Here is a 13003-nt window from a genome sequence, read left to right as displayed (position 1 = left end):
GGGCGTCATGCGGGCATACCTCCGTGGTCACCCATCTGCGCCAGGGCAAGGGCCTCGAGCTGTTTGCTCGTCAGCTTGCGCGACGCACCCCGCGAGAAGTAGCGCTCCAGGTAGAACTGGCCGACCATCAGCACGCTGGTGATGACCAGGTACCAGGTGGCGGCAACCAGCAACAGCGGGATGGGCTGGAAGATCACGGCGGAGATGTCCCGCGTGCGGGTGTACAGCTCGAGCGTGTACGGCACGGCCGTGACCAGTGATGTGGTTTTCAGCATGCTGATGAGCTCGTTGCCGGTGGGCGGCACGATGACCCGCATCGCCTGCGGAAGAACGGTGCGGCGCATGGTCATCCACCACGACATGCCCAGTGCGACCGACGCCTCGGTCTGGCCTTCCGGGACGGAGATGATTCCGGCGCGGATGATTTCGGCCATGTAGGCCGCTTCGTTGAGCCCCAGGCCGATGAAGGCCATCTCGAAGGCCAGCGAAAGTCCTTGTAGCTGGATGTGAAACAGCGACGGACCGAACGGAACCCCGATCTGGATGTTCTGGTAGATCGACGGGAACAGGCCCCAGAACACCAACTGCACGTAGACCGGAGTGCCGCGGAAAATCCACAGATAGCCCCACGCGACCGCACGGAACACCGGGTTGGGCGACAGCCGCATGACGGCCAGGACGACACCGAGCACCAAGCCGATCGCCATCGCATAGACGGTGAGCTGCAGGGTGTTCCACGCCGCCTCGGCCACCCGCTCGTCGAGCAGGTACTTGAGGTAGGTGTCCCAGCCGTAGGCGGGATTGGTGGCAGCACCGTAGAGGAACAGGCCGGCGATGACGAGGATCGCCGCGGCCCCGACCCAGCGCCAGGGGTGCCGTAGCGGGACCGCGTGAATGGCGGCGGGACCGCTCGGGCCCGCCGTTGACTCAGCAGATGTCACGTCAGCTGGTCGCCCCATTGATGACCGGCTTGTCGATCATTCCCGGCTGCACGCCCCAGTTGCCGGCGATCTGCTTGTAGGTGCCGTTGTCGATCAGGTGCTGCAGCGCCTGCAACAGCGACTGCGCCAGCGGAGAGCCCTTCTTCACCGGCCAGCCGTACGGCGCCGAGTCGAACACCTCGCCTGCCTGAACCAGCTTCCCGCCCGCCTGCTTGATGGCCCACAGCGTCACGGGCGAATCGGCCGTCATGGCGTCGGCCTGGCCGACGACGACGGCGTTGGCAGCCTGGTCCTGATTGTCGAATTTCACCACATCGATCGGCGGTTTGCCGGCGTCCGTGCAGGCCTTGGACTTGGCGGGGAGTTCATCGGTGTCCTGCACCGTGGTCGATTCGACGGCGACCTTCTTGCCGCAGGCATTGTTCGGGTCGATCTGGCCACCCTGGCGCTGCGCCCACAAGCTGCCGGCCGAGAAGTACGTGACGAAATCGACCTGCTGCTCACGCTGCTTGCTGTCGGTGAACGACGACATCCCGACGTTGTAGGTGCCGGCCTGGATCGCCGGGATGATCTTGGAGAAATCCGATTCTTCGCGGTAGTCGACGGTCAGGCCCAGGGTCTGGCCGATGGCGTTCATCAGGTCGACGTCGAACCCGACGATCTTGCCGCTCGGGTCCTTGAATTCGTTGGGGGCGTACGGGATGTTCACACCGACGATCAACTTGCCGCTGGACTTGATGGCCTCCGGCACCGTATTGGCGATGGACTCGACCTTGGATGCGGGGGCGGCCGACGAACTCGATGCGGGCGAGGTGGATTCGGTGTTCTTCGTACAGCCCGACAGCGCCAATGCGCCACTGGCAGCCACCACCACCGCAATGCGCCACGCCGTGCCCCGACCGGTCTGACTGACACCTGACACGTTGCCTCTTCCTTACTGCTTCACTCTGTCCCGACCACAACTGCCATGACTTGGGAGAACCTTATCGGCACAGTGGTCGTCGAGCGGCCCAATCGACGGTTGTCCACCATGAAAAACAGGGTTGTCCTAACTCTGCGAAGCCCGCGTCAAATATGTGAGACTGCGTCAATGACGACCCCAACTCCACCAAGTCTGTTGCAGCACCTGTGGAAATCCGCCCTCATCTCGGGCCTGCTCGCCGTGGCACTCGGTGCGGCTGTGTTGGCCCAGCCCGGCATCTCGGTCGCGGTGGCGGCCATCTTCTTCGGTGCCTACCTGCTCGTCACCGGCATCGGCCAAGTCGTGTTCGCGTTCAGCCTGCACGTCGCGGCCGGCGGCCGGGTGCTGGCATTCATCAGTGGCGCAGCATCACTGGTGCTCGCGGTGCTGGCGTTCCGTCATATCGGCGATGCCGTACTGCTGCTGGCCATCTGGATCGGTATCGGCTTCATCTTCCGCGGTGTGGCCACCACGGTGTCGGCGATCAGCGACCCCGGCCTGCCCGGCCGCGGCTGGAACATCTTTCTCGGCATCATCAGCCTGATCGCGGGCTTCGTGGTGCTGGGGTCGCCCATCGAATCCATCGGCACCCTGGCCCTGGTGACCGGCATCTGGCTGGTGGTCACCGGCGTCGCCGAAGTGATCACCGCATTCGGAATCCGCAAGGGCGCCAAGGCTGTTGACAAGGCCATCAACGAGGCGACGACCAACGCCTGAGTCAGCTCACCGTCGGCTTGGTGTGGCCGGGCGCACCTGTGCGCCTGGCCACACAATTCGCTGTTCGGCGGGTCTAGACCGCCGCCCGCCTTAACTACTACAGTAAGTCGTAGACCAATCCCTCCGGCTCGGGGAAGGCTCAATGGACGCACTGGACGTATCGCGGTGGCAGTTCGGGATCACCACCGTCTACCACTTCATCCTGGTCCCGCTGACCATCGGCCTCGCACCGCTGTTGGCCGTCATGCAGACCATCTGGGTGGTGACCGGCAATCCGGCCTGGTACCGGCTGACCAAGTTCTTCGGCAAGCTGTTCCTGATCAACTTCGCCCTCGGCGTGGCCACGGGCATCGTGCAGGAATTCCAGTTCGGCATGAACTGGAGCGAGTACTCACGGTTCGTCGGCGACGTGTTCGGCGCTCCCCTGGCCCTCGAGGGCCTGGCCGCTTTCTTCTTCGAATCCACCTTCATCGGCCTGTGGATCTTCGGCTGGACGAAGCTGCCGCGCCTGGTGCACCTGGCGTGTATCTGGATCGTCGCGTTCGGCGTGAACGCGTCGGCGTTCTTCATCATCTCGGCCAACTCGTTCATGCAGCATCCCGTTGGCGCGCACTACAACCCGGAGACCGGACGGGCCGAGCTCACCAGCATCTGGGAGCTGCTGACCAACAACACCGGCATCGCGGCGTTCACCCACACCGTCGGCGGCGCGATCCTGACGGCGTCCACGTTCGTCGCGGCCATCAGCGCCTGGTGGATGGTGCGCAGTGGCAACACCGAAGAATCGCGGACCATGTTCCGGCCCGCTGCCGTGCTGGGCTGTTGGGTCGCACTGGTCGCCGCGGCCTCGCTCGGGCTCACCGGCGACATCCAGGGCAAGCTGATGTTCGTCCAGCAGCCGATGAAGATGGCGTCCGCAGAATCGTTGTGCCACACCGAAACCGACCCCGATTTCTCGGTGCTGACCATCGGTACCCACAACAACTGCGACAGCGTCATGCACGTCATCGAGGTGCCGTACGTGTTGCCCTTCCTGGCCGAGAGCAAGTTCGAGGGCGTCCGCCTCGAAGGCGTGCAGGATCTGCAGAACGAATATGTGGCCAAATACGGCCCGGGCGACTACCGACCCAACCTGTTCGTCACCTACTGGTCGTTCCGCATGATGATCGGATTGCTGGCCTTCCCAGGACTTTTCGCCCTCACCACGCTGTGGCTGACCCGCAAGGGCCGGATCCCCACCCAGCGCTGGCTGAGCCTCTTCGCGCTGGTGACGCTGCCCATGCCGTTCCTGGCCAACAGTGCCGGCTGGGTCTTCACCGAGATGGGCCGGCAACCCTGGGTGGTCGCCACCAACCCGACAGGCGACCCGAACCTGCACCTCACCATCCGGCAGGGTGTGTCGGACCACAGCGCGGGCACGGTCTGGATCTCGCTGATCACCTTCACCGCGCTGTACGCACTGCTGGCCGCCATCTGGTTCTGGCTGCTGCGCCGCTACACGCTCGAAGGGCCGCTGGAGCACGACGCCGAGCCGACACCGCCCACCCCACCCGGTAGCGACGACGTCGCGCCCCTGTCGTTCGCGTACTAGGAAGGGGGAGCCATGACACTCCAGCACCTCTGGTTCATCATCCTGGCCGTGCTCTTCGTGGGCTTCTTCGTCCTGGAGGGCTTCGACTTCGGCGTCGGCATGCTGATGGAATTCTTCGGCCGCACCGACAGCGCCGTGAAGGGCGACCCGGAACAGCACCGCCGCGCGGCCCTGAACACCATCGGCCCGATCTGGGACGGCAACGAGGTCTGGATCATCACCGCGGGCGCGGCGATGTTCGCGGCCTTCCCCGGTATGTATGCCACCCTGTTCTCCGGTCTCTACCTGCCACTGCTGGCGATCCTGGTCGGCATGATCGTGCGGGTGTGCGCCATCGAATGGCGCGGCAAGATCGACGACCCGCAGTGGCGCCGGTGGGCCGACATCGGCATCGCCATGGGATCGTGGCTGCCGGCCGTGCTGTGGGGCGTGGCCTTCGCCTCCATCCTGCGCGGCCTGCCAGTCGACGCCCACCACCAGATTCACCTGTCCTTCGGCGATGTGCTGAACCCGTACTCGCTACTCGGCGGCATCGCCACGGCCAGCCTGTTCGCCTTCCACGGCGCGGTGTTCGTCACGCTGAAAACCGAAGGGGCCGTGCATGATGACGCCCGCCACTTCGCCACCAGGCTGACCGTTCCGGTGACGGTGATCGTGGCCGCGTTCGGCATCTGGACGCAGGTGGCATACGGCAACGACGTGACCTGGATCGCGTTGGGAATCGCTGTGGTGGCGCAACTTTCCGCCGTCCGCCTGGTGTGGACGCGCCGCGCCGACGGTTGGGCCTTCGCGGCGACCGCCGTGGTCGTCGCCGCCGTGGTCGTACTGCTGTTCAGCTGCCTGTACCCGAATCTCGTTCCGTCGAGCCTCAATCCGGCGTGGAGCCTGACCATCCATAACGCGTCGTCGACGCCCTACACCCTGAAGGTGATGACCTGGGCCGCACTGCTGCTCACCCCGCTGGTGATGTGCTACCAGGGCTGGACGTACTGGGTGTTCCGGCAACGGATTTCGGCCGAGCACATTCCCGCATCCATCGGCTTGTCCCGGAACGGCGCGCCGCACTGACCCGATCGTCGACCAATCCCCGCATGACCGCCGGCCTGCGGCGGCACCTGGCCGCGACGGTCGGTAGCGGGGCCGTCATCACCGGCGCCGCTCTCGCGGCGGCGGTATTGACCGCGCAGACAGTGGCCGGAGTCATCACCCGTCCTGCCCCGCTGTCGCACTGGGCGCCGCAACTGGTGGCACTCGCTGCCCTGTGGACGCTGCGGGCAGGCGCCCAGTGGTGGCAGGCCAGGCTGAGCCAGCACGGCGCGACCGCGATGATCGCCGATCTCGACGCCCAGGTCCTGACGGCCGTGACCGCGCTACCGCCGCACCGGCGGCAGGCCGTGCGCGACGAGGCCGCGATCCTGCTCACCCGCGGCCTGGACGGGCTGCGGCCGTACTTCACCCGCTACCTGCCCGCAGTGGTCATGTCGGTGCTGCTGACCCCGGCCGCGGTGATGCTGATCGCCTGGTATGACGTGAAATCCGCTGCGGTCGTGCTGATCGCGCTGCCGCTGATCCCGCTGTTCATGGTGCTGATCGGCGTCATGACGACGGAACGGTCGGCGGCCGCGCTGGCCGCCATGGCGACCCTGCAGTCGCGGCTACTCGACCTGATCGCGGGGATTCCGACCCTGCGCGCCCTCGACCGCGCCGACGGCGCCGCGCCCCGCATCACCGAACTGTCTGACGCACACCGGCATTCGGCCCTGGCGACCCTGCGTATCGCGTTCCTGTCCGCCCTGGTTCTGGAACTGCTGGCGACCCTCGGGGTGGCGCTGGTCGCCGTCGGTGTCGGCCTGCGACTGGTCAGCGGCGGCGTCACCCTGCCCGTCGCGCTGACCGTGCTGCTGCTGGCACCGGAGGTGTTCTGGCCGCTGCGCCGTGTCGGCGTGGAATTCCATGCGGCGCAGGACGGGAAGGTCGCCTTCGGCCAGGCCTACCGACTGCTCGACACCGCGGCGCAGCCGGAATCCGGCACCGGGCGCGTCGGAGCGCAGCCGACCATCGCCCTCGAGCACGTCAGCATCGACGGCCGGGACGGACCGGCCCCGCACAATCTGACGCTGCGGGCCGCACCGGGTTCGGTGACGGTGCTGACGGGCCCCAACGGCAGTGGGAAAAGCACGGCGCTGCAGGCGATCCTGGGGTTGACGACGCCCGACGCGGGCCGGGTGCTGATCGATGGGCGTGAGGTCAGCGCGCTGGACCGGGCGCACTGGTGGCAGCAGATCGGCTGGCTGCCGCAACGGCCGGTACTGATCCCGGGCACCGTGCGGGAGAACCTCGAACTGCTCGGCGCCCTCCCCGACCTCGACGACGCTTGTCGCGCAGCGGGATTCGACGAGGTGCTGGCGACCCTGCCCGCCGGACTCGACACCGTGCTGGGCCGCGGTGGCTCCGGGCTGTCGCTGGGCCAACGGCAGCGGCTGGCGCTGGCCCGGGTGCTGGGCCGTCGTACCCCGGTGCTGCTGCTCGACGAACCGACCTCACATCTGAACGCCGAACTGGAAATCCGCGTCCTCCAAGCGGTCCGGGCCCGCGCTGCAGCCGGCGCCTCCGTCATCGTCGTCGGACACCGGGCCGCCGTGCTGGCCGTCGGTGACGAGATCGTCCAGACGGGAGGTGCGTCCCGTGTCCACAGTTAGATTCGCGATCGACCTGCTCCGGCCCCGGCTCACCCGTCTGGCCCTCGCCGTCTTCCTCGGGTCGGCGGCGCTCGGCAGCGCACTCGCCCTGGCCGGGGTGTCGGCGTGGTTGATCACCCGGGCCTGGGAGCGTCCGCCGATTCTGGAATTGACCGTCGCGGTGGTGGCGGTGCGGCTGTTCGGCATTTCCCGTGGGGTGCTGGGCTATTGCGAGCGGCTGGCGTCACACGACGTGGCGCTGCGGGCCGCGGGCCACGCCCGTACCGAGCTCTACCGGCGCCTGTGCGCGGCACCGCCGGCGACCGTACTGCGGCTGAGCAGCGGCGAATTGGTCTCGCGCGCAGGTGCTTCCGTCGACGACCTGGCCGACACCCTGGCGCGCTCGGTGCTGCCGATCGCCGTGGCGACGGTGTTGTCGACGGCCGCGGTGGTCGTCATCGCCGTCATCTCCCCCGCGGCGGCCCTCGTCCTGGCCGCCGGATTGGTGGTCGCCGGCGTGTGGGCACCGTGGCAGGCGGCCCGCGCCGCCCAGGCCTCCGAGAACCTTGCCGCAGCGCATCATTCGGGTCGCGACGGGTCCGTCATGCTGGCCCTGGACCATGCCGCCGAACTGGCCGTGTCCGGGCGGCTGACCGACGTCATCGCGCAAGCCGGCGCGGACCACCGTCGTTGGGGCGACGCCGTCGACCGCGCCGCCCGACCTGCCGCAATGGCGGCCGCGGTCCCGATCCTCGCCACCGGCGCCAGCGCGATCGCCGCGGTGATCGCGGCCGTCTCGCTGGCCGGCGCCGTCGCACCCACGACGCTGGCGATCCTCATGCTGCTGCCGTTGTCGGCGTTCGAAGCGACCGGCGCGCTGCCCGCTGCGGCAGTGCAACTGACCCGGGCCCACATCGCCCTGCAGCGACTGACGGGGATGCTGGCCGATGAACCGACGGACCGCGTGCTCACCGCCGTCTCGCCCCTGCAGGTGAGTGCCGGCGACCGCATTGCCGTGCTGGGCGCCAGTGGCCGCGGCAAGACCACGCTGCTGCTGGCCACGGCCGACCACCACCGCGTAACCGGTTCACCGGCAGGGTTTTTCGCCGAAGACGCGCACCTCTTCGACACCACGCTGCGGGACAACCTCCTGGTGGCCCGCGGCGACGCCACCGACGAGGAGCTCACCACCGCGCTGCACCAGGTCGGCCTCGGACCGTGGCTGGCGACACTGCCCGACGGGTTGTCCACCCTGCTCGACGGCGGCGCCGCCGCGGTCTCCGCCGGTCAGCGTCGACGACTGTTGCTCGCCCGCGCTCTGCTCACCGACTTCCCTGTGGTGCTGCTCGACGAGCCGACCGAACACCTCGATGCCACCGACAGCCACCGCCTGCTCGCCGAACTCCTCACTCCCGGTGCATTGTTCGGCCCCGACCGCGCGGTGGTGGTGGCCACGCACCACCTACCGGCGCACCTGGACTGTGCGGTGCTGGACCTGGACTCCAGCAACGACGGGTACCCTGCGGGGTCATGAGCATGTATCCCGGTGGCGGGTATCCCCCGCCGCCACCGCCGCCCTACGCCAGTCAGGGATACGGGCCGTACACAGCGGCGCCCCGCAATGGCATGGGCACCACCGCGTTGGTCCTCGGCATCGTGGGACTACTGACGTCGTGGTCGGTGATCGGTGGGCTGCTGTTCGGACTCGGCGCGGTGGCGTGCGGCGTCGTCGGCCGCAGCCGGGTCAAGCAGGGCCTCGCCGACAACGGCGTGGTGGCCGGCGCGGGCATCGCGCTCGGTGCACTGGCGACGGTGCTGGCCGTGGTGTTCGTCTTCGTCGCGATCGGTTTCTACCGTCAGGTCGGGTTCGGCGACTACGCCGACTGCATGACCCGCGCCGGGCAGGACCAGAACGCCCAGAGCACCTGCGTCCAGGACTTCAGGAGCCGCATCGAGAAGGAGTTCGGGGTCAAGGTCAACTGACCCCGCCCAAAACCGTCAGCCCGGAAAGTGTTTGACGATGCCTTCCTGAGTGACCGTCGCCAGCACCTGACCGGAGCGATCGAAGAAATGGCCGGAGGCCAGGCCCCGGGAATCGGCGGCCACCGGTGACGTCGTCGAATACAGCACCCACTCGTCGAACTTGATGGGCCGGTGGAACCACACGGTGTGGTTCATGGTGACCGCGAAAATCCGGTCGTGGCCCCACGACAGCCCGTGGGTGGTGATGATCGAGTCCAGCAACGTCGTGTCCGACGAGTACACCAGTGCCGCGGCGTGCAGCACCTGCTCGTCCGGCATGGCGCCCATGGTCTTGAGCCACACGCGGTTGTGGTCGAGCTTGCCGCCCTTGTCCCGCATCACCCAGGCCGGGTCGTTGGTGTAGCGCCATTCGATGGGCTTGAGCGCCTCGACGAAGAGCGGGACGGTTTGCTCGTAGCCCTTCAGCAGGTCGTCAATCGTGGGCAGCGACAACGGATCCGGCACCACCGGCGCCTTGACGGCATGCTCCAGGCTCTTGCCGCCGGCCAGGTGTGACACCAGCGCCGTCGCCAGGAGCGTGTCACCCTGCATGACGTCGACCCGGCGGTTGGCGAACCGTCGCTCGTCGCGCAACCGGACCACTTTGAACTCCAGGTCGCGCTCCGGGTCACCGCCGGCGATGAAGTGCGTCGAGAGCGTCGTCGGCGGCAACTTCGGCGGCACGGTACGGCTGGCGGCGACGAACGCCTGCGCCATCATCTGACCGCCGAAGGTGCGGACCGGGTTCCGGCTGGGATGACCACCGGTGAAGGTGTCGTCGTCGACCTGGGTGACGTCGAGAATCTTGAGCAGTTCCTCGAAATCCGCAGTCGTCACGCGTTGCCGTCTCTTTCCCGTCGCTTCGCTCGCCCCGGCGTGCTAGTGATCTTCCTCCCCGATCCGGTGCACGTGGATCAGGTTGGTCGAGCCTACTGTGCCCGGAGGCGCGCCTGCGACGATGACCACAAGGTCACCGCGCTTGTAGCGGTCCAGCTCCAGCAGCGCCTTGTCGACCTCTTGGATCATGCCGTCGGTGCTGTCCATCTGCGGCACGATGAACGTCTCGGTGCCCCAGGTCAGTGCCAGCTGGCTGCGCACCTCGGGCAGGTCGGTGAACGCCAGCAGCGGCAGTGGCGTGTGCAGGCGGGACAACCGGCGCACGGTGTCGCCCGACTGCGTGAACGCAACCAGGGCCTTGGCGTCCAGCCGCTCGCCGATGTCGCGGGCCGCATAGGAGATGACGCCACGCTTGGTGCGCGGCACGTGGGTCAACGGCGGAGCGGCCGTGGAGTTGGCCTCGACGGCTTTCACGATGCGCGCCATGGTCCGCACGGCCTCGAGCGCGTACTTGCCGACCGACGTCTCACCGGAGAGCATCACGGCGTCGGCGCCGTCGAGAATCGCGTTGGCGACGTCCGAGGCCTCAGCCCGGGTGGGCCGGGAGTTCTCGATCATCGACTCGAGCATCTGCGTGGCCACGATGACCGGCTTGGCGTTCTCCCGCGCCATCTGGATGGCGCGCTTCTGGACCAGCGGAACTTCTTCGAGCGGCAGTTCGACGCCCAGGTCACCGCGGGCGACCATGACGGCGTCGAACGCCAGGACGATCGCCTCGAGGTTGGCGACGGCTTCGGGCTTCTCGAGCTTGGCGATCACGGGCACCCGGCGGCCCACCTCGTCCATCACCTCGTGCACGAGTTCGATGTCGGCGGGCGACCGGACGAAAGACAGCGCGACCAGGTCGACGCCGAGCTTCAGAGCGAACCTCAGATCGTCGATGTCCTTCTCGGACAGCGCCGGCACCGACACGTTCATCCCGGGCAGCGACAGGCCCTTGTTGTTGCTGACCGGACCACCTTCGGTGACGGTGCAGACGACGTCGTTGCCGTCGATCTTGTCGACCACCAGGCCGACCTTGCCGTCGTCCACCAGCAGGCGGTCACCGGCGACGGCGTCCTCGGCCAGCTGCTTGTAGGTGGTCGACACCCGGTCATGGGTGCCTTCGCAGTCGTCAACGGTGATCCGCACCGTCTCGCCGGTGCGCCATTCGGTGGGCCCGTCGGCGAAGCGACCGAGCCGGATCTTCGGGCCCTGCAGGTCCGCGAGGATGCCGACGGCACGGCCGGCGGCATCGGAGGCCGCGCGCACGCGCTTGTAGGCCACCTCATGGTCGGCGTGCGCACCATGGCTGAAGTTCAGCCGCGCCACATCCATCCCAGCTTCCACCAGGGCCCTTACGCCCTCATCGGTGGAGGTAGCCGGGCCGAGGGTACAGACGATTTTTCCGCGCCTATTCACAGTGCATGAGCATAGTTGATCGATTCAGAAAACGGCCCGCCGGGAGGACCGTCGGCACATCAATATCCGTCGAATGCGGAGTTACCGCGTGGTGTCCAAAGGTGTCCGGAGCTAGCTGAACGTCGGCACCAGCGGGAAACCCGGCAGGTTGCGGACCACCGTCCACACCACCATCGCCACGAGCGCCGTCACCAAGGGCGGCGTCACCGACAACCGACGTCGCCAGCACACCACCAGCCACGCCATGAGCAGCGGCAGGCCGACGAGCGCGAACACGTTGTCGACCACCGCGGCCGCAAAGTCGCCGTGGAGGACGTCGTGAGTCATCCGCAGACCACCGCACAGTGGGCAGTTCCAGCCGGTCGCCGCCTTGAACGGGCACGGGGGAAAGCCGAATCCGGGGCGGTGCGGATCGACCAGCCCGGTATAGGTCAGCGCGGCCGCGGACACGAGGCCGGTGCCGGCCACCGCCGCCACACGTGCTCCCCTGCCGGCCGACGTCATGAGTCCATGATGCCCGGCGGTGGACCGATCGCCGATTTACGCCGTTCGGCTGATGTCCTGCGGGTCCGCGCATCAGACAGTGGACTGACCGACTCCGAGGGGCAGCACATGACAAGCAACACGGGATTCCGCGTCGGCACTTCGGACGTCATCCTCGCGGCTCGACCGACCGTCGACGCCATGACCCGAGCCAACTACCTGGGGGCGGTCGCCACGGGTGTCGACTCGTTCTGGGTACCCGACCACCTCAACCAACTCTTCCCCCGCTCTTTGTGGCAGCGGAAATACAGCGGCGCCGCCAAGGTGGTCCCGACGATCGACGCCAGCTTGGAGCCGTGGACCATGCTGGGCCACATCGCCGCTCGCAACCGGGTTGGTCGGCTGCGGCTCGGCGTGGCCGTGACCGACACCGGACGGCGAAACCCCGCCGTCACCGCGCAGGCCGCGGCGACGCTGCATCTGCTCACCCGTGGACGGGCAATCCTGGGCATCGGACCCGGCGAACGGGAAGGCAATGAACCCTACGGGGTGGACTGGTCCAAACCGGTCGCGCGTTTCGAGGAGGCCATGGCCACCATCCGGGCGCTCTGGGATTCGGGCGGCGAACTGGTCAACCGCGACTCGCCATACTTCCCGTTGCGCAACGCGGTCTTCGAACTGCCACCCTACCGAGGAAAGTGGCCCGAGATCTGGATCGCGGCCCATGGTCCACGAATGCTGCGTGCTGCAGGACGCTACGGCGACGCCTACTTTCCGGCATTCCCGCACCAGCCGAAAGACTATGCCCAGCGGCTGGAAGTCATTCGCAACGCGGCGTCGGACGCCGGACGCGACCCCATGTCCGTCCTGCCTGCCGTAATGCTGTTCGTGGTGACCGGCCGCAGCAGGGACGACGTCGACACGGCACTGGATTCAGAGGTGCTCAAGTCGTTCGCACTCAACGCCAGCGATGAGATGTTCGGCCGCCACGGTGCCGAACATCCCCTGGGATCGGGTTTCTCCGGCGCGCAGGACTTCCTGCCGCACGGCATCGACGAAGGAACGGCGCTATCCCTGGTCGACGCGGTCCCGCCGTCGCTGATGCGGGACATCTGCCTCAATGGCACGCCCGACGAAGTCCTCGAGCAGGCGGCGGAATGGCGCGACTGCGGAGTCCGGTACATGGTGCTGGCCAACCTCAGCTTCATGCAGCGCAGCCTGCGGAAAGGCATGATCTCGGTCCAGCCGTTCAACCAGATCGTCCGGCGGCTCAAGAAGCTCTGATGGCGCGCGAACGTCGGTGACCCCTCGA

The 13003-nt window shown here is 67.5% G+C and carries 12 protein-coding genes; 7 read left to right on the top strand and 5 right to left on the bottom strand.

All coding sequences use genetic code 11. The features are described from left to right. Positions 1 to 5 precede the first annotated feature (5 nt). Both ACJH7A_RS17280 and ACJH7A_RS17275 read right to left on the bottom strand, forming a co-directional pair. Positions 6 to 959, bottom strand: coding sequence for an amino acid ABC transporter permease (locus tag ACJH7A_RS17280; protein ID WP_406802409.1), 954 nt, complete (start codon positions 957 to 959; stop codon positions 6 to 8). Further along, on the bottom strand, positions 943 to 1863 hold the full coding sequence (locus tag ACJH7A_RS17275) for an ABC transporter substrate-binding protein (protein ID WP_073694246.1): 921 nt from the start codon (positions 1861 to 1863) through the stop codon (positions 943 to 945). Before ACJH7A_RS17275 ends, ACJH7A_RS17280 begins: the two co-directional genes overlap by 17 nt. A 150-nt stretch (positions 1864 to 2013) precedes the next feature. On the opposite strand from ACJH7A_RS17275, the gene ACJH7A_RS17270 reads away from it, so the two are divergent. From ACJH7A_RS17270 to ACJH7A_RS17245, 6 genes are all read left to right on the top strand, one after another. Then, entirely contained in the window at positions 2014 to 2619 is a 606-nt protein-coding gene (locus ACJH7A_RS17270) for an HdeD family acid-resistance protein (RefSeq protein WP_406802421.1), read from the top strand. 142 nt (positions 2620 to 2761) lie between these two features. Further along, a complete protein-coding gene (locus ACJH7A_RS17265) occupies positions 2762 to 4210 on the top strand; it encodes a cytochrome ubiquinol oxidase subunit I (protein ID WP_073694244.1) in 1449 nt (482 codons plus the stop codon). A 12-nt stretch (positions 4211 to 4222) separates the two neighbouring features. Continuing rightward, entirely contained in the window at positions 4223 to 5278 is a 1056-nt protein-coding gene (cydB, locus tag ACJH7A_RS17260; protein ID WP_073694243.1) for a cytochrome d ubiquinol oxidase subunit II, read from the top strand. A 23-nt stretch (positions 5279 to 5301) separates the two neighbouring features. Then, positions 5302 to 6909, top strand: coding sequence for a thiol reductant ABC exporter subunit CydD (cydD, locus tag ACJH7A_RS17255; RefSeq protein ID WP_083611965.1), 1608 nt, complete (start codon positions 5302 to 5304; stop codon positions 6907 to 6909). Next, the gene (locus ACJH7A_RS17250) at positions 6896 to 8422 is read left to right on the top strand and encodes an ATP-binding cassette domain-containing protein (RefSeq protein ID WP_073694242.1); all 1527 of its coding nucleotides are present in this window, start codon (positions 6896 to 6898) and stop codon (positions 8420 to 8422) included. The genes cydD and ACJH7A_RS17250 overlap by 14 nt, the downstream gene beginning before the upstream one ends. After that, on the top strand, positions 8419 to 8871 hold the full coding sequence (locus ACJH7A_RS17245) for a DUF4190 domain-containing protein (RefSeq protein WP_073694241.1): 453 nt from the start codon (positions 8419 to 8421) through the stop codon (positions 8869 to 8871). Before ACJH7A_RS17250 ends, ACJH7A_RS17245 begins: the two co-directional genes overlap by 4 nt. Positions 8872 to 8886: 15 nt before the next feature. Here ACJH7A_RS17245 and ACJH7A_RS17240 read toward each other — a convergent pair whose 3' ends face one another. The 3 genes from ACJH7A_RS17240 to ACJH7A_RS17230 form a co-directional block, all read right to left on the bottom strand. Further along, positions 8887 to 9747 carry an acyl-CoA thioesterase II gene (locus ACJH7A_RS17240; protein ID WP_073694240.1) on the bottom strand — a complete coding sequence of 287 codons (861 nt, stop codon included), beginning with the start codon at positions 9745 to 9747 and terminating at the stop codon, positions 8887 to 8889. 42 nt (positions 9748 to 9789) lie between these two features. Further along, positions 9790 to 11208, bottom strand: coding sequence for a pyruvate kinase (pyk, locus tag ACJH7A_RS17235; protein ID WP_073694239.1), 1419 nt, complete (start codon positions 11206 to 11208; stop codon positions 9790 to 9792). Between the two features lie 111 nt (positions 11209 to 11319). After that, positions 11320 to 11712, bottom strand: a complete 393-nt coding sequence (locus ACJH7A_RS17230) for a DUF2752 domain-containing protein (RefSeq protein WP_073694238.1) — start codon at positions 11710 to 11712, stop codon at positions 11320 to 11322. Between the two features lie 108 nt (positions 11713 to 11820). On the opposite strand from ACJH7A_RS17230, the gene ACJH7A_RS17225 reads away from it, so the two are divergent. Beyond that, positions 11821 to 12975 carry an LLM class flavin-dependent oxidoreductase gene (locus ACJH7A_RS17225; RefSeq protein ID WP_073694292.1) on the top strand — a complete coding sequence of 385 codons (1155 nt, stop codon included), beginning with the start codon at positions 11821 to 11823 and terminating at the stop codon, positions 12973 to 12975. The last annotated feature ends 28 nt before the right edge of the window (positions 12976 to 13003 follow it).

The organism is Mycobacterium sp. SMC-17 (genome assembly GCF_045310915.1).
Classification (GTDB): Bacteria; Actinomycetota; Actinomycetes; order Mycobacteriales; family Mycobacteriaceae; genus Mycobacterium.
This window is presented reverse-complemented; position numbering and strand designations above follow the sequence as displayed.

Coding starts and splice junctions, on each gene's coding strand:
- ACJH7A_RS17280 (WP_406802409.1), bottom strand. CDS start 959: ATGGGGCGACCAGCTGACGTGACATCTGCTGAGTCAACGGCGGGCCCG.
- ACJH7A_RS17265 (WP_073694244.1), top strand. CDS start 2,762: ATGGACGCACTGGACGTATCGCGGTGGCAGTTCGGGATCACCACCGTC.
- cydB (WP_073694243.1), top strand. CDS start 4,223: ATGACACTCCAGCACCTCTGGTTCATCATCCTGGCCGTGCTCTTCGTG.
- cydD (WP_083611965.1), top strand. CDS start 5,302: ATGACCGCCGGCCTGCGGCGGCACCTGGCCGCGACGGTCGGTAGCGGG.
- ACJH7A_RS17245 (WP_073694241.1), top strand. CDS start 8,419: ATGAGCATGTATCCCGGTGGCGGGTATCCCCCGCCGCCACCGCCGCCC.
- ACJH7A_RS17230 (WP_073694238.1), bottom strand. CDS start 11,712: ATGACGTCGGCCGGCAGGGGAGCACGTGTGGCGGCGGTGGCCGGCACC.
- ACJH7A_RS17225 (WP_073694292.1), top strand. CDS start 11,821: ATGACAAGCAACACGGGATTCCGCGTCGGCACTTCGGACGTCATCCTC.